Source organism: Enterococcus sp. 1001283B150225_161107_E12 (assembly GCF_015556925.1).
In the GTDB taxonomy this organism is placed as follows: Bacteria; Bacillota; Bacilli; order Lactobacillales; family Enterococcaceae; genus Enterococcus_B; species Enterococcus_B mundtii.
Map to the genome: position 1 here is coordinate 34,969 of NZ_JADNNI010000003.1, position 23,936 is coordinate 58,904.

A 23,936-nucleotide genomic window follows, 5' to 3' on the forward strand; every position below is an offset into this window, starting at 1 on the left:
GAGGTGAGATGAATGGGCGCTTCATTAAATGAAATCAAGACACGAATCGCGTCAACGAAAAAAACGAGCCAAATCACTCGTGCCATGCAAATGGTCTCAGCCTCTAAATTGACAAAATCTGAAGCTTCTTCACAGAAGTTCCAGATTTATGCCAATAAGGTGAGAGAAATCGTTACGCATCTAACAGCAACACAATTAACTGACATTGCTTCGGCTAATCCAAGAGGGGATGTCAATTATAATAGTATGCTGATCAGTCGACCAGTTAAAAAAACCGGTTATATCGTGATCACAGCTGATGGTGGGTTAGTCGGTGGCTACAATAGTTCCATATTGAAACAGACCATGTCCATCTTGGAAGAAGACCATCAATCACCAGATGAATATGTCATGATCGCCATTGGTGGTACCGGAGCGGATTTCTTTAAAGCTCGTGACATCAACTTAGCGTATGAACTGCGCAATTTGTCTGATCAACCTAGCTTTGATGAAGTTCGTAAAATCGTGAACATGGCAACGACCATGTATCAAAATGAAGTATTTGACGAATTGTATGTATGTTATAACCATCATATCAATTCATTGACTAGTCAATTTCGTGTAGAAAAAATGTTACCTATTTCAGATTTAGATCCGGGAGAAGCGAAAAGCTTTGAGCAAGAATATATTTTTGAACCTTCAAAAGAAGAAATCTTGACTCAACTGTTGCCGCAATATGCCGAAAGTTTGATTTATGGTGCGATCGTCGATGCGAAAACGGCAGAACATGCCGCGGGAATGACTGCAATGAAAACCGCAACAGATAATGCTGCGAACATCATCGATGATCTGACGGTTTCTTATAACCGTGCAAGACAAGGGGCGATCACCCAAGAAATTACCGAAATTGTTGCCGGAGCATCGGCACTAGAATAGCAAGGAGATTGGAGGAAAAAAGATGAGTTCAGGCAAGATTGTTCAAGTAATCGGTCCCGTTGTCGACGTGGAATTTTCTTTAGACCAATCCTTACCAGATATCAACAACGCATTAGTTGTTTATAAAAATGATGAGCAAAAATCAAAAGTTGTTCTTGAAGCAGCATTAGAATTAGGTGACGGTGTGATCCGTACGATCGCAATGGAATCGACGGATGGACTACAACGTGGAATGGAAGTCATCGACACAAGCAAAGCGATCTCTGTACCAGTTGGAACAGAAACATTAGGTCGTGTGTTCAACGTGTTAGGTGAAACAATCGATTTGGAAGCACCATTTCCAGAGGATGCCCAAAGAAGCGAGATCCACAAGAAAGCACCAAATTTTGATGAATTAAGCACAAGTACAGAGATTCTTGAAACTGGGATCAAAGTCATTGACTTATTAGCACCTTATTTAAAAGGTGGGAAAGTTGGATTGTTTGGGGGTGCCGGTGTTGGTAAAACCGTACTGATCCAAGAATTGATCCATAATATCGCCCAAGAACATGGGGGAATCTCAGTGTTTACCGGTGTAGGGGAACGTACCCGTGAAGGAAACGATCTGTATTACGAAATGAAAGATTCAGGCGTAATCGAAAAAACAGCGATGGTGTTTGGACAAATGAATGAGCCACCAGGTGCTCGTATGCGTGTCGCACTAACTGGATTAACGATTGCGGAATATTTCCGTGATGTCGAAGGACAAGACGTGCTCTTATTTATTGATAATATTTTCCGTTTCACCCAAGCAGGTTCAGAAGTATCTGCCTTACTAGGACGTATGCCATCAGCGGTTGGTTATCAACCAACCTTAGCGACTGAAATGGGACAACTCCAAGAACGGATCACTTCAACGAAAAAAGGTTCGATCACTTCGATCCAAGCAATCTACGTGCCAGCGGATGACTATACTGACCCAGCGCCAGCAACGACATTTGCCCATTTAGATGCAACGACAAACTTGGAACGTAAATTGACCGAACAAGGGATCTATCCAGCCGTTGACCCACTTGCTTCTTCATCAAGTGCGTTATCTCCTGAAATCGTAGGAGAAGAACACTACAAAGTAGCGACTGAAGTACAACACGTATTACAACGTTACCGTGAATTGCAAGACATCATCGCTATTTTAGGGATGGATGAATTATCAGATCAAGAAAAAATATTGGTTTCACGCGCTCGTCGAATCCAATTCTTCTTATCACAAAACTTCAATGTAGCGGAACAATTCACAGGTCTTCCAGGTTCTTACGTACCAGTTGAAGAAACTGTCAAAGGCTTCCGTGAGATTCTTGAAGGTAAATACGACGACCTTCCTGAAGAAGCATTCCGCAGTGTCGGCCGAATCGAAGACGTTGTCGAAAAAGCGAAAAAACTAGGCTACTAGAAAGGGGTGCCCCATGGATCAATATTTAACTGTTAATGTGGTTACTCCCGATGGTTTAGTTTATGATCACCATGCGGCAATCGTTGTTGCACGAACTACTGCTGGCGAACTTGGTATTTTACCACAGCATGCACCCATCATCGTGCCTTTAACAATCGATGAAGTTCGTGTGAAGCGGACAGATTCAGATACACACGTTGACTGGATCGCTGTGAACGGCGGCATCATGGAAGTTCGCGATAACTTAGTTTCAATTGTCGCAGATAGTGCGGAACGTGAACGAGATATCGACGTCACTCGAGCAGAACGTGCAAAACAACGTGCTGAACGCCAAATCGAAGAAGCCAAACAAAAAGAAGATAAGAATGAACTGAAACGGGCAACTGTTGCGTTACACCGAGCAGTGAACCGTATCAATGTATCAAAACATAAGTGATTACTATAATTAACAAGTAATTGAATTATGGAGGGAGAACCACTCCCAAAAGAAGAGATCAGGACAAACACTTATGGGTGCTAATGCAGCCACGTGTGTTTCCTGATCTCTTTTTTTTATAAACGGTCAACAGTGATGATACGGTAGGTCATCGAATAAACGGTGTTCCAGAAGCAACAATTCAGTGCTGATCGCTTCTGTCACAACCTCTGTCAGAATAACCAAGTGAAGCTAAAATGAGATTCTTCAACTAAGCGTACCCTTTAACGTATACGGTCACAGATTTAGTATACTATGTTAAAACGTTTGAGATTTTTTCCGTTAACGAAGCGTCTCTTCATTAATATTCATTCGATGTCAGAATAAAAATTATTTTTTTAGTGGAAAGAAATGATATTTTTCATCCATTTTTCAGAGTTTGTCAAGAAAATTACAGAGATTTATCATTTTTACAACCAATAATTTCTACTTTTATAAAATTTATGGTATCATCAGTGTGTTAGTTATCAAAAACATTTGTTAGAAAGGGCGTAATGATGCAAGTATATGGTATTGATGCAATCATTCGGATCGTTAGTCATTTGGCATTTATTTACTTAGCCTTTTGGTCTTTGCGTTCTTTACGCGTTGACGCTTTTTTTCGTTCAATGCATACGACACAAATTAGAATGGCAATTGTCCTTTTTTCAATTTTTTTAGGGTATACAGCGAGCAGTTTTTTCTTAGAGATCATTGCGCTATGTCGAAATCTTTTCGTCAGCCTATAATTTTAAAAAAAGGTACTATTTTAAAACAAGAAGTGATATAATAAAAAAGATTTTGAGCGAATGTATACTCAACGGATTTTTTTGGGGGGAACAACATGGAAGAGATCATCGTAAAAGGTGGCAATCAATTAAAAGGAACAGTAAAGATCGAAGGAGCAAAGAATGCGGTATTGCCGATTTTAGCCGCAAGTTTATTGGCTGAAGAAGGAACAACCGTTTTAGATAATGTGCCAATTCTTTCTGACGTGTTCACTATGAATCAAGTGATCCGTCATTTGAACGTAGATGTAGCGTTTGATGAAGAGAATAATCGTGTGACACTTGATGCATCGAGAGAATTAGAAATTGAAGCACCTTATGAATACGTAAGCCAAATGCGTGCGTCAATCGTTGTGATGGGACCATTATTGGCTAGAAATGGTCATGCAAAAGTTGCAATGCCTGGTGGATGTGCGATTGGAAAACGTCCGATCGATTTACACCTAAAAGGTTTTCAAGCCTTGGGTGCAAAAATCATTCAAAAGAATGGTTATATCGAAGCAATCGCCGATCAACTGATCGGAAATACGATCTATTTAGATTTTCCAAGTGTTGGTGCGACACAAAACATCATGATGGCTGCTGTCAAAGCAAAAGGCACGACGATCATTGAAAACGTCGCACGTGAACCTGAAATCGTTGATTTAGCGAATATCTTAAATAAAATGGGTGCGAATGTTTATGGCGCTGGTACAGAAACGATGCGTATCGAAGGCGTTGATCATTTGCATGCAGTCAACCATTCAATCGTCCAAGACCGTATCGAAGCCGGTACTTTCATGGTAGCAGCAGCGATGACTGAAGGCAATCTATTGATCGCTGATGCGATTTCTGAGCATAATCGTCCATTGATCTCTAAATTGATCGAAATGGGTGCAACGATCACTGAAGAAGACGGTGGCGTTCGTGTCATCGGACCAAAACATATTTTACCAACAGATGTAAAAACGATGCCACATCCTGGTTTCCCAACGGATATGCAAGCACAAATGACTGCTATCCAGTTGGTTGCAGAAGGTACAAGTGTTGTGACTGAAACAGTCTTTGAGAACCGTTTCCAACATCTTGAAGAAATGCGCAGAATGAATGCACATGTAAAAATCGATGGCAACATTGCAATCATGGATGGTAATCACGAATTACAAGGTGCTGAAGTCTATGCAACAGATCTAAGAGCAGCAGCAGCGCTCGTATTAGCTGGTTTGAAAGCAAATGGAATCACACGCGTTCGTAACCTAAAATATTTAGATCGTGGCTATTATAATTTCCATATTAAATTGCAACAATTAGGTGCAGATGTGGAACGTGTAAATGTAGAAGAAACACCAGTCGAAAAAACACCACAAACAATCGCTTAAGGATGTGACGAGAGATGACGAGTCCACGCTATATTTTGATAAGTTTGGTAAAAATTTTAGCTGTCATTTTACTTGTACTCCTATTATTCATCATTGGAACAATGATCGGATATGGTTTGATTGGCGGTGGAAGTCCATTCAAGGTCTTTCAACTGAGCTTATGGTTGCATATCTTCGATTTCTTTAGTTAAGTGTGTACACTAGGTAACAGATAAGAGAAGAAGAGGTTGTGGCAAAAGCGTACAGCTCCGAGAAATAAGCGCCAAAATCCGAAAATAGCTTTTCATATTTTTGGGTTTTGGCGCTTATTTCTGTAGGAGTTGCTTTTAGAACACCGTTTATCCGGTTATAGGGGATGGTAAGTGGATGTATGACCAATCCTTTTTTTATATGGAGATGAAAACATGAAAAAATTTTTGATTTATTTAGTTCGCGGATACCAGCGATTTATTTCACCTGCGTTCCCACCAAGTTGTCGGTATTATCCAACTTGTTCCAATTACATGATCCAAGCCATCCAAGTACATGGTGCGCTCAAAGGAACCCTAATGGGAACAGCACGCATCTTTCGTTGCCATCCATTTGTGAAAGGCGGTATCGATTATGTGCCTCGTCACTTTCGTTTGACGCGTAATAAAGAAGATCAATCGATGCCAGACTATAAAAAATACAAAAAATAGAGTCATTGATTTTTATCAGATAGGAGAAAGCGATGTTTCAACAATTGAACAAAAGTGACTTACCATGGGCGTTATTATTAGAAGCCGATCCTGATAAAGACAAAGTGATCGCTTATGTGACCAATGGCGATGGGTTTATCTGGAAAGAGCATGATGAAGTGATCGGTGTGCTTGTTTATGTAATCAGAGAAACGGAATGTGAGATCATGAATGTTTCTGTTGCTGCTGCACATCAAGGAAGAGGAATCGGTGGCAAGCTGATTGATCATGCACTTGAAGAGTTGAGCAAAGAATGCAAACAACCAACAAAAATATTGATCCGTACAGGAAGTATTACGAATCCAGCGTTACATCTTTATCAGAAAAAAGGCTTTAAAGAAGTATCGAGAGAAAAGGATTACTTTATCAATAATTACGCAGAACCAATCTATGAAGAGGGGATACTTCTTAGAGATCAAGTAACCTTAGCCAAAGAATTATAGGATGGAACGAAAGCGTTTTATAATAAAAATATTGTTGAAAAACTATTGAGGAGGAACAAATAATTATGGGGATTTTAGCATTCGATTTTGGCGGTTCAGCTGTCAAATATGGTTATTGGGAACTAGAAACACTAACACATAAAGGTCAGTTCACAACACCAGCTACATGGATAGAAATGAAAGCGCAATTATCATCGGTATTCCAACAATTATCACAAGAAGTAGCAATCAATGGGGTTGCTTTTAGTGCACCAGGTGTTGTGAATAGCCAACGACAAGTGATTGAAGGCATCAGCGCGATTCCTTATATCCATGGGTTTGATATTTATACTGAATTAGAGGAATTGTTTGGTCTGCCAGTCGCTATGGAAAATGATGCGAATTGCGCGGGAATGGCTGAGTTTTATGAAGGTGCTGCTCGTGGCTATCAAAATGTTGCTTTTGTAGTGATTGGTACAGGCGTGGGTGGTGCGATGTTCACTAATGGTGAATTGAATAAAGGCGCTCATCTTTATGGCGGAGAATTTGGCTTGATGTTTCTTAATGGGGAGCATACATTTAGTACATTAGGAACGGCAGTCCAAATGGCGTGGCGATACTGTGAACGCAAAGGATTAGATAAAAATACCTTTAGTGGAAAAGAAGTCTTTGAATTAGCAGAAAATGGCGATCCTCTCGCACAAGAAGAAGTTGAATCTTTTTATGATTATTTAACAAAAGGGTTATTTAGTATTCAATTTTCATTTGATCCAGAAGTGATCGTATTGGGTGGTGGAATTTCTGCAAAAGAGGGATTACTGACAGAAATCAATCAACGGATGAAAAAATTGACGAGTCATTTTGGGTTGAATGATTTTGATCCATTGATCACCTTGTGTGAGTATCGCAATGATGCGAACCTGATAGGGGCAGCCGCAAATTACCTAGCGCAACAAGAAGCAGGAAAATAAATTATCAAATAGAAGACACACAGTGAATGTTTTCTACCGTTAAATGTGATAAACTATTGAGGAGGTGGGAAATAATGTCAAAAAAGAATAAAGATATTGAAGTGCGTACCGAAGAGATCAAAAAAACGATCAAAGGGAACACATATGATGTAACGCAGTTATTTATTGGTAAAAAAATGATCGGTGAAATTTTAGCGTATGGACCAAAAGAATTTGAGATTTTCTTGGGAGAAGAAGACTTTGGCAAAGAAAAAAGTCTTGAAAATGCGATAGAAACAGTGATTCGTCATTGGAATTTACACGAATAAAAAAATATCAAAAAAATTTTCAATAAAGGGTTGCAATCACTTGGAAAATTAGGTATTATAACTAAGTCAGGTTGATACAAACCTTTCGGAGGAGTAGCGAAGTGGCTAAACGCGACGGACTGTAAATCCGTTCCTTAGGGTTCAGTGGTTCGAATCCACTCTCCTCCATTTCATTGGGGTATAGCCAAGCGGTAAGGCAAGGGACTTTGACTCCCTCATGCGTTGGTTCGAATCCAGCTACCCCAGTTCCTAGAGTGATCAGTTGAAGATCACTCTTTTTTTTGTGTAAAACACCTTGTTTCTTGCTGATTTTGCTATTATAGGCTAGAGTAGATATAAGAAGAAAAAAAGGAGGCGGCACAAATGAAGTGGAAACAAAAAGTAGATGAAACAGCAGAAAAAATTTACGATATGATCAAATCGGAGAAGTACAATGTAGAGATCCATGTACCGAAAAAATCAGAAAAATTTGTCCAAATCAAAGCGAAACGTCCAACGAATCATACTAAAAAATGGTTGTCTAAAAATCGTTAAGAATAACAAAAGCTCTGAAGTTCACATAATCTTGTGTTCTTCAGAGCTTTTGTTATTTTTCAATCTCGATCCCTAAGACGGTCAAGTGACCATTTCCCACTAATTTGATGACTAAAGTAGCTAATTGCTTTGGTGTCATCTCGGTATCGCTGGTGACCCACCAATGTAAAGTACCGGTAAAAATGGCGGTTATGTATTCTGTGATAAAATCGATAGGTACTTCTAGTTCGTTCTCTGTGATTTTTAGACGATCAAAAATAGTTGCGTATTTTTCAGATAAGAAAATTTTCAATTTTTTCCTGAAAAATTCGATCGAAGTGCCGTCCAAAGTCGTAATAAATATAGCTTTGTTCTCAGCAACCAATTGGTAAATTTGAGTTAAGGCACGGTTGACCCGTTTCAGCTTCAATTTATTACCTTCCATCAAGGGTTCCAAATCTAAGATCGAGGTAAATGTCTGGATAGCAATATGGAATAAATGCTCATAAAGATCTTGTTTGTCTTTGAAATGAGCATAAAAGGTCGCACGATTGATCATTGCTTCATCGGCGATTTCTTGGATCGTGATTCGCTCCATACTTTTTGTTTCTAGTAAACGTAAGAACGCTTCAATAATCATTTTGTTGGTACGTTTCACTCGAAGATCGTTTTTCTTCATCATAAAAATCTCCTTACTTTTGGTCGACAAATCGCTCACGATTGTTGTTTATCTCACAAACTGACAATTATTGCTTATTGCAATCGCTCTAAATCGTTTTAGAATAGATATATGTAGTATAACAGACGCTTTGTTCAATGTTCAACAAAGCGTCTTTTTAAGAAGGTGGCGAGACGATGAAAATGTACGGAGGTATCGATGTAGGTTCAACGACAGTCAAATTAGTGATTCTTGATAACCATGGCGAAACTCTTTTTGCTAAATACGAACGACATTATGCAGATATCAGAAAAGCAACCATCAACATATTAGAAGAAGCCAAAACAACTTTACAAGATCAGGCGATTGCTTTTGCAATCACTGGGTCTGGCGGGATGGGATTAGCGGAACATCTACAATTGCCTTTTATCCAAGAAGTGATTGCATGTACAAAAACGATCGAAGAAAGGATTCCCGAAACAGATGTAGCGATTGAATTAGGAGGAGAAGATGCCAAAATCACCTTTTTTGGTTCTTCTTTAGAACAACGAATGAACGGTAGCTGCGCGGGAGGGACAGGCGCATTTATTGATCAGATGGCAGCACTATTGAAAACCGATGCAAATGGGTTGAATGAACTAGCCAAAGCGTATCAACAGCTTTATCCAATTGCCTCTCGCTGTGGTGTATTCGCTAAAACGGATGTACAACCACTGATCAACGAAGGAGCGGCGAAAGCCGATATTGCTGCTAGTATTTTTCAAGCCGTCGTCAATCAAACGATCGCTGGTTTAGCAGCAGGAAGAAAGATCAAAGGAAAGGTCGCCTTTTTAGGTGGCCCACTTTACTTTATGTCCGAATTGCGCCAACGCTTTATTGAAACCCTTGGCTTATCGACAGAAGAAGTGGTTTTTCCAGAAAATCCGCAACTATTCGTGGCATTAGGGGCAGCTTATCACGCAAAAGCTTCAAAGGAAAAGACACTAGGTGAATTAATCCAGAAATTGGAAAGCCAAGAACAAGAGTTGCTTCATCATTCTCGTTCTTTAGCGCCACTTTTTCAGAACGATCAAGAGTTAGCTGATTTTCGCAGCCGACACGAAAAAGCGAAGGTGCAAGAATGCGCTCTAGCTACCCATCAGGGGGTGGCTTTTCTAGGTATTGATGCTGGTTCAACGACGACGAAAGTCACCTTGATCAATCAATCAGGAGAGCTATTATTCTCATTTTATGGAAACAATGAAGGACAGCCTTTAGAAACAACCATCAACGTATTGAAAAATATGTATCAGCAAATGCCCAAAGACTGCTTTATCGGTAAAGCGGTAGTGACTGGCTATGGTGAAGCGTTGATCAAGAGTGCGTTGAAAATCGATATTGGCGAAGTCGAAACGATGGCGCATTATAAAGCAGCAAATTTTTTTCAACCAGGTGTCGATTTTATTTTAGACATCGGTGGACAAGACATGAAGGCAATGACGATCAAGGACGGCGCATTGTCCTCGATCCAATTGAACGAAGCCTGTTCTTCAGGCTGTGGCTCGTTTATCGAGACGTTTGCCAAGTCATTAGGTTATGAAATCCAAGATTTTGCGGTTGCTGCTATTTCAGCCAAGAACCCTGTGGACTTAGGTTCCAGGTGTACGGTCTTCATGAATTCAAAGGTCAAGCAAGTCCAAAAAGAAGGTGCTTCTGTTGGAGACATCTCGGCTGGTTTATCTTATTCTGTGATCAAAAATGCGATCTACAAAGTAATCAAAATCAGAAAACCAGAAGATCTAGGCAATAAGATCGTGTGTCAAGGTGGAACCTTTTACAACGATGCAGTCTTGCGAGCATTTGAAAAAATCAGTGGAAGAGAAGTTGTTCGTCCTTCTATCTCAGGATTGATGGGTGCATATGGCGCTTCTTTGATTGCTCTGGAAGAATATCAAAAAGGGGAAATAAGTGAACTACTCTCCTTCGAAGAATTGTCTCAGCTGACGACAGAAAAAGAACTGACGCACTGTGGGTTGTGTGAGAACAATTGCCTGTTGACGGTCACTTTATTTTCTGATGGTCGGAAACTGATTTCTGGTAATCGTTGTGAACGTGGGGCGCAGATCAAAATCAAAAAAGCCGATAAGAAAATCAATTTAGTGGCTGAAAAATCTCGGCAATTATTCCGTTACCGCTCATTACGAAAAACAGAAGCTGTCAACGGTGAAATCGGTATTCCAAGAGTATTGAATATGTATGAAAACTTTCCACTTTGGCAGACTTTCTTTCGTTCTTTAGGTTTTCGAGTAGTCTTATCCCCTCGATCGAGTAAGGAAATCTACGAACAAGGGATCGACACGATTTCAAGTGATACCGTCTGTTATCCAGCGAAGCTGGTGCATGGCCATATCCAATCACTGATCGATGCTGGTGTTTCCTGCATTTTTTATCCTGGCGTGATCTTTGAGCAGAAAGAGAATAACCAAGCGGACAATCATTTTAATTGTCCCATCGTTCAAAGTTATCCAGATGTCATTAAAAACAATGTTGATGCGATTCGGGAAGGACGGATCGATTACCGTCAGCCGTTTTTGAATCTAGCGAACGAAGCATCAGTGGCAAAGACGTTACACCAAACATTTTCTGACTATGGGTTTTCAGAAGATCAAATAAAAGAAGCTTTACACCAAGGATATGAAGCATTAGCTGATTTTAAAAAAGAGATCCAACAAAAAGGAGAAGAAACCTTAAGGATGCTACATCAGAATAATGAACGTGGCATCGTCCTTGCAGGTCGACCTTACCATCTAGATCCGGAAATCAACCATGGGATTGCAGAATTGATCACACAAGAAGGCTTCCATGTCTTGACAGAAGATAGCATCGCTCATCTAGGAGATGTGGGGCAATTACGAGTAGTGAATCAATGGGTCTATCAATCAAGATTATATGCTGCTGCCCGAGTCGTCGCAAAATCTAAGGAGTTAGAACTAGTTCAATTAAACTCTTTCGGGTGTGGTATCGATGCGGTGACAACTGATCAAGTGGAAGAAATCATGGCGCAATATGGCAAGTTATACACTGTACTAAAAATCGATGAAGGCGCAAATTTAGGTGCTATCAGGATACGCTTGCGCTCATTAAAAGCGGCAGTCAATGCACGAACCAAACAACAATTTCGCCCAACGAAACAATTTCATACACCAGATAAAATCACCTTTACCAAAGAAATGAAGAAAACACATACCTTGTTATTGCCAATGTTGAGTCCTATCCATCAATCTGGTTTAGTTGATGTTGCTTTAAAAGCCTCAGGATATCAAGTTGTTTGTTTGCCAAGAAACAGTGGAAGTGCCATTGATGTCGGGTTAAAGTACGTCAATAATGACGCGTGTTATCCAGCAATCATCTCGATCGGGCAAATAGTCGAGGCATTGGAAAGTGGCACATATGACTTAAATCATACCAGTGTGATGATGACCCAAACGGGAGGTGGATGCCGAGCGACTAATTATATCCCACTGCTTCGAAAGGCGCTTGATGAAGCTGGCTTCCCACAGATACCCGTAGTTTCTGTGTCTTTCGGCAATCAAGGGGTAGAATCTTCTCCTGGTTTTACGTTCACATTGCCATTATTGAAACGTTTAGCGGTTGCTTTTTTATATGGTGATCTTTTTGAACGGGTCATTTACCGTACTCGACCATATGAGATAGAAAAAGGCGCGATTGATGAAATGCACCATCAATGGCTTGAACGAGTGGAACGCAATGTCAAAAATGGTTCTTTGACAAACTTCAACCGAAATATGGCGAAAATCATCCATGATTTTGACACGGTTCCGCTAACGAATCAAAGGAAACCTAAAGTAGGAATTGTTGGAGAGATTCTAGTCAAGTATTCACCTACGGCCAATAATGATATCGTCCGATTATTAGAAGAAGAAGGCGCTGAAGTCGTTGTTCCTGATATCATGGGGTTTATGAATTATTCGATATACAACCAAATCTGGAAATATGAACACTTAGGTCATTCAAAAAAAAGTAAATGGGTCGCACAATTTCTTATCCGCTTGATTGAATATGTTGTAAAGCCAATGGATAAAGCGTTAAGGAAATCACAACGTTTTGATGGAATAACACCAATTCATCAATTAGCAGATGAAGCAAGCCAGATTTTATCAATTGGCAATCAGACCGGTGAAGGTTGGTTTTTAACCGGTGAGATGATTGAATTGTTAGAGAATGATGTCCCTAATATCGTGTGCATGCAACCATTTGGCTGTCTACCAAATCATGTCGTTGGAAAAGGGGTATTCAAAGAGCTGCGTCATCGTTACCCAAAAGCCAACATTACTGCAATCGATTATGATCCAGGTGCTTCCGTAGTCAATCAATTGAATCGCATCCGTTTGATGATGGCAACGGCCATGAAAACATTGAATCCATAATTTGTCGGTTGAGTTTAGCAAGAAAGCCTTTTTGATTTTATCATTTACGAGTAAGAATAGGCATACTTGTTACTTTAAGTACTCATTGAACAGGAGCTAAGATAAAAAAATTTCTTTCTAAAGGTTATTGTGTCGGAGGGTGAGGCAATGGAATGAACAGCATGGTGGGCTCTTTTTTGTTGAGAATTAGGTATATACCAGTTATAATAAAATAGAAATGAAAGGACGGGTAGATGTTATGTCGAATCAATTACCGGTATATATACAAATTCACGATCAAATCAAAAGTGAAATCGAGCAAGGCGTCTGGAAAATCGGAGATCGTCTTCCTTCAGAAAGAGAATTAGCCATCAAGTTCAATGTTAGTCGAATGACTTTAAGACAAGCGATCCAAAACCTAGCCGACGAAGGAATCCTTGAAAGAAAAATTGGATCAGGTACCTACGTGGCACGAGAAAAGGTCCAAGAAAAAATGTCTGGTGCAACCAGTTTTACCGAAATCATGGAATCACAAAATCGTGTGCCATCCAGTCGAACGATTTCTTATTTTCTCACGTCACCGAGTTCGAGTGAAATGGAGAAATTGCAACTAAAAAAAGATGATACCATCTTACGAATGGAACGTATTCGTTTTGCTGATGATATCCCTATTTGTTTTGAGATTGCGAGTATTCCGCAAAAAATCATCGACGGATACAGCAAAGCAGAAATTACGGAGTCACTGTATCGAACACTCGAAGAAAAAAGAGGGAACAAGATCGGTGCGGCGAAACAAACAATTTCAGCAGTCTTAGCTTCAGAAAAAATTGCTGAATATTTAGAGGTCAAGCGAGGAGATGCCGTTTTACGTTTAAGACAGATTTCTTACTTTGAAGATGGCACGCCATTTGAATACGTACGTACCCAATATGTCGGCGACCGTTTTGAGTTTTATTTAGAAAGATGATCGTTCATATTGAATAAAAAGACCAGAGAATAGTCATCGGCATAACTGCCTCCTATTCTTTGGTCTTTTCGATATGATCCGGCTTAGTCTCTTGTTTGAATGAGTTGTTCATAATAAGAAACAGCTCCTTCAGTAAATGTCACTTGACCGCTCAAAAGTTCAATGATAGCTTCTTGGAACGCAGTGACCTCTTTTTCATTGATCATGCAAACAACGATGACTTTTTCTGTATAGCGGATTTCTTTCACATTCACCTGCTGAAGTGCCAAGAAGTTTTCTATTTTTCCTAGTTGGGGATAGGCAATATGAATCGATAGTTCTTGTTGTAATGTCCCTTCAACAATGCCGATTTCTTGTAATGCGTGGGAAACCGAATGCGCATATGCACGAATCAAGCCACCTGCACCTAACTTGATCCCGCCGAAATAACGAGTCACAACAGCAGCCACATTGATCAGTTCATTTTTTTTGATGACTTCTAACATCGGTACACCGGCAGTTCCACTTGGTTCACCATCATCACTGCTTCGTTGGATCTCATTTTTTTCACCAATCACGAACGCACTGCAATTATGATTGGCTTTCCAATGTTCTTTTTTCGTTTCTTGGATAAATTGTTTTGCTTCTGCTTCTGTTTCTACTCGTTTCAGTGAGCAGATAAAACGTGATTTTTTTATTTCAAGCTCACTTTGACCATTTTCTTTGATCGTGTAATAACGTTCTAACATCTGTTTCACTACTTTCATTGTTTGTTCTCGTCTCTTTTCAAGTATAGAGAATTTTTTTCTGCATGACAATTATGTTAATAGTTGCTTAACGAAGGGAATATGGGATAATAAAGAAAAGTGAGGTGCGTAACATGAAAGAACGAGTCAAAAAGTATGATGCCATCACTCATTATTTAAAGACAAATGGTGGCTCTCAAATCACGCTGACATTTACTCAAATCGATGAGTTGCTTTTTCCAAGTAGTGCCTTGCCCCGTTCTGCACGAGAAAGTACTGATTGGTGGGCGAACGACTATAAACATCCTGAAAAAGGCGCCTATGGCTGGATCAATGCTGGCTATGAAGTAGTGGTCATCAATTTAGAAAAAGAATTTATCGTATTCAATCAATTAGTCAAATCCAGTTGGTTGTTTGACGAATAACTATTTTTCTAGCTGTTGATCCAATCTCTCGATTCAAGTCCAATTTTAGGTCTAGCTACATATATCAGTATGATCTGAGTCCGAAAGTTTCTGTTAAAGAAATGGTCCGCGGATTCAGTTTCATACTTTTTTTGTTTTCCATTGAAATCATCGCGTTCGTTCGTCCGCTGATTAGCTGATTTTCTAATTGGATCAATCCGATTGATTCTGCATGAAGGATTTCTTTTTTTGCGTATCTATTTTGCGAAGGGAGAGAAGTACACATGCACGCGGAAGATTTTTTTGGCAGACGATTATTAACTAGAGAAGTATATGGAAACGAACATTCTTATAAAAAATTGAACTATGAAGTGGTCGATGCAGTCACAGTAAAAAAGAAGCAGCTTTATTGCAATCGTTGCAGTCAAACGACCCCTTTGAAATCAGTAATGCTCAATGCGTCTACCTACTACTGTCCCCACTGTCTGTTTTTGGGGCGTTGCGATACCCTGCAACAGCTCTACTTATTCGAACAACCAAATGGAAAGAAGCGTCATGTAAATCACTATTGGGAAGGTCAATTAACAACACTACAACAGCAAATTTCAGATGATCTATGTGAACGATCGGGTGAGCATTTGGTTTGGGCAGTTACAGGCTCAGGCAAGACAGAGATGCTTTACGCCAGTATCCACGCTACCTTAGCTAAAGGTGGGAGAGTTGCTATCGCCTCACCAAGGATCGATGTTTGTCAGGAATTATACCTACGACTTAGCCAGGTCTTCCCAGAAGAAACGATCCGCTTGCTTCATGGGAAATCAGAAGGACCTGATCGCTATGGTTCTTTAGTGATTTGTACAACGCATCAGTTGTATCGTTTTTACCGAGCATTTGCTCTTTTAGTAGTAGATGAAGTGGATGCTTTTCCATTTGTGGGGGATCAAGGGTTAGCTTATGCAGTGGCAACCGCGCTACAAAGAAATGGCCAACTGATATATTTAAGTGCGACACCCGATGACCAGTTATTGAAAAAAAGCCGAACAGCTTTGAGTGTTCATCAGTTGGCTTTACGCTTTCATCAGCGATTATTGCCAGAACCGAAACTGCTTTTTTGGGATCAGTGGGCAAATCGCTGTTTGCACCCAAAAAAGAATCAACGATTGTGTCGCTTGATCCAAGAGCTAGTCAAAGAAAACCATGTGCTATTGTTTTGCCCGAGTATCTCTTTAATGGAGCAATTGGAGAAACAATTAAAAAAACAATTGCCTTGTCGTATGACATCCGCCTCTTCAAAAGATGAAGCACGTAGTAGCAAAGTCCAAAATATGAGAGAGCAACACTACGATGTGTTTTTGACCACGATGATCTTAGAGCGTGGGGTGACTTTTGAACGGATCTCAGTCATTGTTTTAGGCGCCGACCATCCGGTATTCAGCAAATCATCACTGGTCCAAATTGCTGGACGTGCCGATCGAAAGGGAGGATTCACGAATAGTCAGGTCTATTTTTTCTATGAAGAAAAGACGCGTGCTATCGTAAAAGCGTGTAAAGAAATCAAACAAATGAATAAAAAAGGAAAAGAGCAACGAGATGAAATGCGTATATTGTAAGAAAATATTTAGCAGAAATATAACAATCGGTGAATTGCTTGGACTGAAAAAAGTAGCGAGATGTTGCCAGGAATGTCAATTCTTATTTCAACGAATACGACAGAAGAGTCGCCACCAGTGTGAAGGCTGCCAAAAAGTATTGAATAAACAGGCGATTGATCAACATGACTATTGCCGAGATTGCTTGAATTGGCAGGCACGTTACCCTGACTATCGTTTTTGTCATCGTGCGTTCTTCCGCTACGATCAAGCGTTCCGTACTTGGCTCAAACAATATAAATTCATGGGGGATATCCTGTTGGCACATACATTTAGCGTAGAGTTGCAAGAATTGCGAAAACAATACAAGTCATTTGTTTTTTGTCCGATTCCATTGTCTACAGAAAGGATCAACGAAAGAGGATTTAACCAAGTGAGTGAACTATTGAGAGCTGCTGGGCTTCCTTTTCAAGAATTGCTGATCAGAGAAAAACACCATATACCACAATCCAAGAAAACAAGAGTGCAACGTTTGATTACGACCCAACCATTTGTTTATCAGCCATCTACACCTACAATCAAAGGGGAAAATATCTTGCTGATCGATGATGTTTATACGACTGGCCAAACGATGTTCCATGCAGCGTCCTGCCTTTTGGCGCAGTCACCCAATAAAGTACAGACGTTCTCACTTGCTAGATAAGCTTTTTGTAGAAACAGTAGTAAAATGACAGCGATTTAGTTTGCAAATGCTTACGAGTTCGATATAATAGAAGTAAGAAGAGGGAAAGAGTGGTCCTTCTCCTTCTTGATTGTGGTAGATGAAAGGGGTAGTTTTTATGTTTAGATATAATGTACGCGGCGAAAATATCGAAGTAACTGAAGCGATTCGTGACTACGTAGAGAAAAAAGTAGGAAAATTAGAACGTTATTTCAGCGATGCTCCCGATGCTACGGCGCATGTGAATTTAAAAGTTTATACTGAAAAAACAGCAAAAGTGGAAGTTACGATTCCATTACCTTATCTCGTATTACGTGCCGAAGAAACTTCACCTGATCTATATGCAAGTATTGATTTGGTTGTTGATAAATTGGAACGTCAAATCCGCAAATTCAAAACAAAAATCAATCGTAAATCTCGCGAAACTGGTTTGAATACAGCAAATGCGGCGGTTATGTTCAATAATGAAGACGAAGAAGAAAATGAGTCTGAATTAGATATCGTTCGTACAAAACGCTTGTCATTGAAACCAATGGACAGCGAAGAAGCTGTTTTACAAATGAATATGTTAGGCCATAACTTTTTCATCTTTGAAGATGCAGAAACGAATGGTACAAGCATTGTTTACCGTCGTAAAGATGGCAAATATGGATTGATCGAAACTGATTGATAAATAACGAAATAATAACATGAAAAAAACTTGCAGTGGTCTCGAATGACTACTGCAAGCTTTTTTTTCGGATTGGATAGATAAAAAGAATATGAAATAATTATGAAGATATCACTTTAATTGACTTAAGTTATTTCATTTATCCACAACTAATGATAAAATAAGAAACAGAGTCTACATAGTTTGGATATTATATAAAAGGAGATTAAACAACGCATGGCCAATTTTATTCGTTCGATTATCGAAAATGATAAGAAAGAACTAAAACGTTTAGAAAGTATTGTAAAGAAAATCGAAGCTCATGCTGATGATATGGCAGCATTAACAGATGAACAATTACAAGCAAAGACAACCGAATTTAAGGAAAGATATAAAAAAGGGGAAACATTAGATCAACTTTTACCAGAAGCTTTCGCAGTCGTTCGTGAAGCAGCAAAACGCGTATTAGGGTTGTACCCTTACCCTGTGCAGTTGATGGGGGGGATCGTCCTTCATGATGGAAATATTCCAGAGATGCGTACCGGTGAAGGGAAAACCTTGACTGCTACGATGCCTGTTTATTTAAATGCTTTGACAGGAGAAGGCGTTCACGTAGTTACTGTCAATGAATACTTGTCTACTCGTGACTCCAATGAGATGGGTGAGTTATACAACTTCTTAGGTTTGACAGTTGGTTTGAATATCAATTCAAAATCAGCAGATGAAAAACGTGAAGCCTACAATTGTGACATTACGTATAGTACAAACAACGAGCTAGGGTTTGACTATTTGAGAGACAACATGGTCGTTTATCGTCATCAAATGGTACAACGTCCATTGAACTATGCGATCGTCGATGAAGTCGATTCGATCTTGATCGATGAAGCAAGAACGCCATTGATCATTTCTGGACAAGCAGAAAAGTCAACTGCGTTATATACGCGTGCTGATAACTTTGTCAAACGATTGAAAGAAGAAGAAGATTATAAAATCGATGTTCAATCAAAAACGATCAGCTTGACTGAAGCTGGAATTGAAAAAGCGGAAGAAACTTTCGGTTTAGATAACTTATATGATATCGAAAATTCTGCTTTAACGCATCATATCGATCAATCATTACGCGCAAACTATATCATGATTTTAGATATCGACTATGTGGTCCAAGATGGAAAAGTAATGATCGTTGACCAATTTACTGGTCGTATCATGGATGGACGCCGTTATTCTGATGGTTTGCACCAAGCGATTGAAGCCAAAGAAGGCGTGGAGATCGAAGATGAAACAAAAACGATGGCATCGATCACATTCCAAAACTATTTCCGTATGTACAAGAAATTATCTGGTATGACAGGGACAGCGAAGACAGAAGAAGAAGAGTTTAGAGAAATCTACAATATCCAAGTCATTCAAATCCCTACAAATCGTCCGGTCATTCGTGATGATCGTCCAGATTTGTTATATCCGACATTGACAAGCAAGTTCAATGCAGTCGTTCAAGATATCAAAGATCGTTACCGTAAAGGACAACCTGTTCTTGTAGGTACCGTCGCTGTTGAAACGTCTGAATTGCTTTCTGATTTATTGAACCGAGAACGCGTCCCTCATGAAGTATTAAATGCCAAAAACCACTTTAAAGAAGCCGAGATCATCATGAATGCTGGTCAAAAAGGAGCAGTTACGATTGCAACGAACATGGCTGGTCGTGGTACGGATATCAAGTTAGGTCTAGGTGTTCGTGAGTTGGGTGGATTAGCTGTTATTGGTACAGAACGTCACGAATCAAGACGTATCGATAACCAGTTACGTGGACGTGCAGGTCGTCAAGGAGATCCAGGGATGTCACAATTCTACTTGTCTCTTGAAGATGACTTGATGAAACGATTCGGTTCAGAACGAATCAAAGCTTTCTTGGAACGCATGAAGATCGGTGAAGAGGATGCAGTGATCCAAAGTAAGATGTTGTCGAAACAAGTTGAATCAGCGCAAAAACGTGTAGAAGGAAACAACTACGACACACGTAAAAACGTTCTTCAATACGATGATGTGATGCGTGAACAACGTGAAGTCATCTATAAACAACGTCAAGACGTGATCATGGAAGAAACAAGTCTATCTGAACCATTGATGAATATGGTCAAACGAACAATCAGTCGAGTAGTGGATGCCCACACGCAACTTGAGAAAGAAAACTGGAATCTTGAAGGAATCGTCGACTTTGCTGGTAGTACACTTGTCCATGAAGACAGTATTTCAATGGCTGATCTAGAAGGCAAGACACCACAACAAATCAAAGATTTCTTAAATGAAAAAGCACAAGAAATCTTTAATACGAAAGCTTCACAATTAAATGGTCCTGAGCAATTGCTTGAGTTTGAAAAAGTCGTGATCTTACGTGTTGTCGATTCAAAATGGACAGACCACATCGATGCAATGGATCAATTACGTCAATCGATCGGACTACGTGCCTACGGACAAAACAATCCGCTTGTCGAATACCAAACAGAAGGCTACAAAATGTTTGAAGACATGATTGGTGCAATCGAATACGAAGTAACACGTATCTTTATGAAAGCGGAGATCCGTCAAAACGTCCAACGTGAACAAGTGTCTCAAGGGCAACCTGTTCAACCAACAGAAGGTGGCGCGAAAGAAAACAGCCGATTGAATGTGAAATCACAGCCTGTCAGTGTAAATAAAGTTGGACGTAATGACCCATGTCCATGTGGCAGTGGTAAAAAATTCAAAAATTGTCATGGCAAGAATGAGATGTAATCTTTCCTATTGAAAGAAATCGTTCATACCGAGCAATGAGACTTGATAAATTCAGAAAAGGAACTCACTTCATATGAGAGTGCTCGTTCCTTTTCACAAACTAAAATAGATGGGAATCTTAACGAAACATTTTTTTGTTTTATGACTTCCCTGAGGTCAAGAAGTTCTGAGCCTCAAGAAATAAGGTGGAATCCGCAAAAATTGTTCGTTGAATTTTTGTGGATTCCACCTTATTTCCGAAGAGGTTCCTTTTGGCACATATACGACTACCATTAAGATCAGAATGAAAAGGGAAAGGAGCGACCATGTCGCATCTTATTCTTTCTGTTCGTTCAAGATTCTGGTAGACTAAACAATGAAGATTAGACAGAAAGAAGGAAATCGAAATGGAAATTTCTGAAATTCGAAACCTCCTAACCGAAATGCAAGAGAAAGTCACAAGTTTTAGGGGGTCTCTTTGACTTAGATCAGCTGGAAGAAGATATTGCTGAAGCAGAAGCAAAAATGGCTGAACCAGGTTTTTGGGATGACAGTGAAGCTGCACAAAAAGTGATCAATGAAAATAATGCAAACAAAGAAACCTATGATCAGTTCAATGAACTCGCACAAGAGCTAGAAGAACTAGAATTGATGGTGGAAATGTTACAAGAAGAGCCAGATGCGCAAATGCAAGAAGAAGCACAAGAGCGAATCAGTGCTTTAGCTGAAAAAATGACAACTTACGAATTAGCTATGTTACTAGATGGACCTTATGACCGCAATAACGCCATTGTTGAGCTGCATCCAGGTGCAGGGGGAACAGAATCTCAGGATTGGGGAAGTATGTTGTTACGAATGTACACACGCTGGTCAGAACAACACAATTACCAAGTGGAAATGTTAGATTACCAAGCCGGTGATGAAGCTGGCATCAAAAGTGTGACATTATTGATCAAAGGACATAATGCCTATGGTTATTTGAAATCAGAAAAAGGCGTACATCGCCTTGTTCGGATCTCGCCATTTGATTCGGCGAAACGCCGACATACGTCATTTTGTTCAGTCGATGTCATGCCAGAATTAGATGACATGATCGATATCGAGGTCAATCCTGATGATTTGAAGATCGACACTTACCGAGCAAGTGGAGCGGGTGGACAGCATATCAATAAAACAGAGTCTGCTGTACGGATCACGCATTTGCCAACAGGAACAGTCGTTGCCAGTCAGGCACAACGCTCACAATTAAAAAACCGTGAACAAGCGATGGGGATGCTGAAAGCGAAACTTTATCAATTGGAAGTTGAAAAGAAAGAACAAGAAGCAGCAGCACTACGTGGAGAACAAATGGAAATTGGCTGGGGCTCACAAATCCGTTCTTATGTTTTCCATCCTTATTCGATGGTCAAAGATCATCGGACCAATGTAGAAACAGGAAATGTCCAAGCAGTGATGGATGGCGAGTTAGACCCATTCATCGATGGCTATTTAAAAATGCACATGTAGCTTACTCACGATTAATAGTAAATTGAAATAAAATTGTAAGATTTCGAAAGCAAGCTGAAACATTCCCATGCTATAATGACTAAAGACTGAAAAGATATGGAGAGAACGCCATGATTGAAATGAAGGATGTAATGAAGAAGTACTCAAATGGTACCACAGCTATCCGAAATCTCTCGATCGTCATTGACCAAGGAGAGTTTGTCTATGTAGTAGGACCATCTGGTGCTGGTAAATCTACATTCATCAAGTTGATGTACCGAGAAGAAAAAGCAACGAAGGGCACGCTGAACGTTGCTGGCCATGATCTGATAGATATCAAGGATCGTGAAGTACCTTATTTACGTAGAGAAATCGGAGTAGTTTTCCAAGACTATAAATTGTTACCTCGAAAAACAGTATATGAAAATGTCGCGTATGCGATGCAAGTCATCGGCAGAAAACCTCGTGACATAAAAAAACGTGTCATGGAAGTTTTAGATTTAGTCGGCTTGAAACATAAAGTACGTGTTTTCCCAAGTGAATTGTCAGGTGGGGAACAACAACGTGTTTCGATTGCTCGGGCAATTGTGAATACACCAAAAGTATTGATTGCAGATGAACCGACAGGAAACTTAGACCCGGAAAACTCATGGGAAATCATGAAGTTGTTGGATCGAATCAATGCCCAAGGAACGACTGTTGTTATGGCTACACATAATAGTACGATCGTTAATACAATTCGTCACCGCGTAATCGCCATTGAAAATGGCCGGATTATTCGTGACCAAGCGGAAGGGGAATATGGATACGATGATTAGAACCTTTTTCCGCCATTTATTAGAAAGTATCAAAAGTTTAAAACGTAACGGTTGGATGACTGTCGCGTCAATCAGTGCAGTAACGATCACATTGACATTAGTTGGAGTATTTATGGCAATCATCATGAATGCGACTAAATTAGCTGAAGACATCGAAGGTAACGTGGATGTTTCTGTGTTCGTTGATATCGGAACGAATGAGAAAGATATGGAAACGCTCGAAAAGGAATTGAATGAGCTTGAGCATGTCAATAAAGTTGAATTTTCAAGTAAAGACCAAGAATTAAAGAAAATCCAGGATCAAATGGGTGATTCTTGGAGTTTATTTGAAGGAGACGGTAATCCGTTATACGATGTGTATGTTGTAACAACGACACAACCTTCTTATACAAAAGAAGTTTCTGAAGAAGCTGCGAAGTTAAAAAATGTTTTCCGTTCGGATTATGGTGGTACTTCGTCTGACCGAATCTTTAATATTGCTGCGGCAGTGCGTACATGGGGATTAGCAGCAGCTGCCTTGTTATTGTTTGTCGCGATGTTCTTGATCTCAAATACGATTCGTATCACGATCATTTCACGGCAAAGAGAGATCCAGATCATGCGTTTAGTTGGTGCCAAGAATGGCTATATCCGTTGGCCTTTCTTCCTTGAAGGTGGTTGGATCGGTTTGATCGGAGCCATTATTCCTGTATTGATCCTCACTTTTGGGTATCAGGAAGTATACAGATTGCTCAATCCAACCTTGTTGCGCTCAAATTATTCATTGATACAGCCACAGGATATCGTTTGGAAAATTGACGCATTGATGGCCGGTATTGGTATCATTATTGGTTCATTAGGTTCGATTATTTCAATGAGAAGATTTTTGAAATTTTAAACAAAGATA

General features: G+C 39.8%; 23 protein-coding genes and 2 tRNA genes. 23 read left to right on the top strand and 2 right to left on the bottom strand.

All coding sequences use genetic code 11. The features are described from left to right. Window positions 1–12: 12 nt before the first annotated feature. From I2F89_RS03305 to I2F89_RS03365, 13 genes are all read left to right on the top strand, one after another. On the top strand, window positions 13–915 hold the full coding sequence (locus tag I2F89_RS03305) for a F0F1 ATP synthase subunit gamma (RefSeq protein ID WP_010734890.1): 903 nt from the start codon (window positions 13–15) through the stop codon (window positions 913–915). A 22-nt stretch (window positions 916–937) separates the two neighbouring features. Continuing rightward, window positions 938–2,344, top strand: coding sequence for a F0F1 ATP synthase subunit beta (gene atpD / locus I2F89_RS03310; protein WP_010734891.1), 1,407 nt, complete (start codon window positions 938–940; stop codon window positions 2,342–2,344). 13 nt (window positions 2,345–2,357) lie between these two features. Continuing rightward, window positions 2,358–2,780, top strand: coding sequence for a F0F1 ATP synthase subunit epsilon (locus tag I2F89_RS03315; protein WP_010734892.1), 423 nt, complete (start codon window positions 2,358–2,360; stop codon window positions 2,778–2,780). A 536-nt stretch (window positions 2,781–3,316) separates the two neighbouring features. Further along, window positions 3,317–3,547 (top strand): DUF1146 family protein, encoded by a 231-nt coding sequence (locus tag I2F89_RS03320; protein WP_029594144.1) that lies wholly within the window; start codon window positions 3,317–3,319, stop codon window positions 3,545–3,547. Window positions 3,548–3,642: 95 nt separating this feature from the next. Next, entirely contained in the window at window positions 3,643–4,944 is a 1,302-nt protein-coding gene (gene murA / locus I2F89_RS03325) for a UDP-N-acetylglucosamine 1-carboxyvinyltransferase (protein ID WP_010734894.1), read from the top strand. Window positions 4,945–4,958: 14 nt separating this feature from the next. Beyond that, window positions 4,959–5,135, top strand: a complete 177-nt coding sequence (locus I2F89_RS03330; RefSeq protein ID WP_161641869.1) for a DNA-directed RNA polymerase subunit beta — start codon at window positions 4,959–4,961, stop codon at window positions 5,133–5,135. 213 nt (window positions 5,136–5,348) lie between these two features. Next, window positions 5,349–5,624 carry a membrane protein insertion efficiency factor YidD gene (yidD, locus tag I2F89_RS03335; RefSeq protein WP_071866746.1) on the top strand — a complete coding sequence of 92 codons (276 nt, stop codon included), beginning with the start codon at window positions 5,349–5,351 and terminating at the stop codon, window positions 5,622–5,624. A gap of 32 nt (window positions 5,625–5,656) precedes the next feature. Beyond that, a complete protein-coding gene (locus I2F89_RS03340; protein ID WP_071866747.1) occupies window positions 5,657–6,106 on the top strand; it encodes a GNAT family N-acetyltransferase in 450 nt (149 codons plus the stop codon). 65 nt (window positions 6,107–6,171) lie between these two features. Beyond that, entirely contained in the window at window positions 6,172–7,056 is an 885-nt protein-coding gene (locus tag I2F89_RS03345; RefSeq protein WP_071866748.1) for an ROK family protein, read from the top strand. A 74-nt stretch (window positions 7,057–7,130) separates the two neighbouring features. Continuing rightward, window positions 7,131–7,364 (top strand): DUF2969 domain-containing protein, encoded by a 234-nt coding sequence (locus tag I2F89_RS03350; protein ID WP_071866749.1) that lies wholly within the window; start codon window positions 7,131–7,133, stop codon window positions 7,362–7,364. Between the two features lie 87 nt (window positions 7,365–7,451). Continuing rightward, window positions 7,452–7,532, top strand: a tRNA-Tyr gene (locus I2F89_RS03355). A 6-nt stretch (window positions 7,533–7,538) separates the two neighbouring features. Further along, window positions 7,539–7,610, top strand: a tRNA-Gln gene (locus I2F89_RS03360). Window positions 7,611–7,727: 117 nt separating this feature from the next. Further along, window positions 7,728–7,898, top strand: a complete 171-nt coding sequence (locus I2F89_RS03365) for a hypothetical protein (protein ID WP_010734900.1) — start codon at window positions 7,728–7,730, stop codon at window positions 7,896–7,898. A gap of 52 nt (window positions 7,899–7,950) precedes the next feature. On the opposite strand, the gene I2F89_RS03370 is transcribed toward I2F89_RS03365, so the two are convergent. After that, window positions 7,951–8,559 carry a TetR/AcrR family transcriptional regulator gene (locus I2F89_RS03370; protein ID WP_081355916.1) on the bottom strand — a complete coding sequence of 203 codons (609 nt, stop codon included), beginning with the start codon at window positions 8,557–8,559 and terminating at the stop codon, window positions 7,951–7,953. Between the two features lie 173 nt (window positions 8,560–8,732). On the opposite strand from I2F89_RS03370, the gene I2F89_RS03375 reads away from it, so the two are divergent. Further along, window positions 8,733–12,962 (top strand): 2-hydroxyacyl-CoA dehydratase, encoded by a 4,230-nt coding sequence (locus I2F89_RS03375; protein WP_195513484.1) that lies wholly within the window; start codon window positions 8,733–8,735, stop codon window positions 12,960–12,962. A 238-nt stretch (window positions 12,963–13,200) separates the two neighbouring features. Continuing rightward, window positions 13,201–13,908, top strand: a complete 708-nt coding sequence (locus I2F89_RS03380) for a GntR family transcriptional regulator (protein WP_010734905.1) — start codon at window positions 13,201–13,203, stop codon at window positions 13,906–13,908. A gap of 83 nt (window positions 13,909–13,991) precedes the next feature. On the opposite strand, the gene I2F89_RS03385 is transcribed toward I2F89_RS03380, so the two are convergent. Beyond that, window positions 13,992–14,636, bottom strand: a complete 645-nt coding sequence (locus I2F89_RS03385; RefSeq protein WP_071866783.1) for a YigZ family protein — start codon at window positions 14,634–14,636, stop codon at window positions 13,992–13,994. Between the two features lie 131 nt (window positions 14,637–14,767). On the opposite strand from I2F89_RS03385, the gene I2F89_RS03390 reads away from it, so the two are divergent. The 8 genes from I2F89_RS03390 (at window position 14,768) to ftsX (ending at window position 23,927) form a co-directional block, all read left to right on the top strand. Further along, entirely contained in the window at window positions 14,768–15,058 is a 291-nt protein-coding gene (locus I2F89_RS03390; RefSeq protein ID WP_010734907.1) for a DUF7662 domain-containing protein, read from the top strand. Window positions 15,059–15,321: 263 nt separating this feature from the next. Then, a complete protein-coding gene (locus tag I2F89_RS03395; RefSeq protein ID WP_195513486.1) occupies window positions 15,322–16,647 on the top strand; it encodes a DEAD/DEAH box helicase in 1,326 nt (441 codons plus the stop codon). Beyond that, entirely contained in the window at window positions 16,628–17,329 is a 702-nt protein-coding gene (locus I2F89_RS03400) for a ComF family protein (RefSeq protein WP_071866754.1), read from the top strand. The genes I2F89_RS03395 and I2F89_RS03400 overlap by 20 nt, the downstream gene beginning before the upstream one ends. Window positions 17,330–17,465: 136 nt before the next feature. Beyond that, window positions 17,466–18,017: a ribosome hibernation-promoting factor, HPF/YfiA family gene (gene hpf / locus I2F89_RS03405; RefSeq protein ID WP_010734910.1), complete on the top strand. Its 552-nt coding sequence runs from the start codon at window positions 17,466–17,468 to the stop codon at window positions 18,015–18,017. 216 nt (window positions 18,018–18,233) lie between these two features. Beyond that, complete coding sequence (gene secA, locus I2F89_RS03410) at window positions 18,234–20,768, top strand: preprotein translocase subunit SecA (RefSeq protein ID WP_086334961.1); 2,535 nt, start codon at window positions 18,234–18,236, stop codon at window positions 20,766–20,768. Window positions 20,769–21,154: 386 nt separating this feature from the next. After that, window positions 21,155–22,253, top strand: a protein-coding gene (gene prfB / locus I2F89_RS03415) for a peptide chain release factor 2 (protein ID WP_181880069.1) whose coding sequence is annotated in 2 segments (ribosomal slippage) — window positions 21,155–21,226 and window positions 21,228–22,253 — 1,098 coding nt in all. Because the reading frame shifts where the segments join, the coding sequence is not laid out codon by codon here. 110 nt (window positions 22,254–22,363) lie between these two features. After that, a complete protein-coding gene (ftsE, locus tag I2F89_RS03420; protein WP_071866757.1) occupies window positions 22,364–23,050 on the top strand; it encodes a cell division ATP-binding protein FtsE in 687 nt (228 codons plus the stop codon). Next, window positions 23,043–23,927, top strand: a complete 885-nt coding sequence (gene ftsX, locus I2F89_RS03425) for a permease-like cell division protein FtsX (RefSeq protein ID WP_303393833.1) — start codon at window positions 23,043–23,045, stop codon at window positions 23,925–23,927. The genes ftsE and ftsX overlap by 8 nt, the downstream gene beginning before the upstream one ends. Window positions 23,928–23,936: the final 9 nt, after the last annotated feature.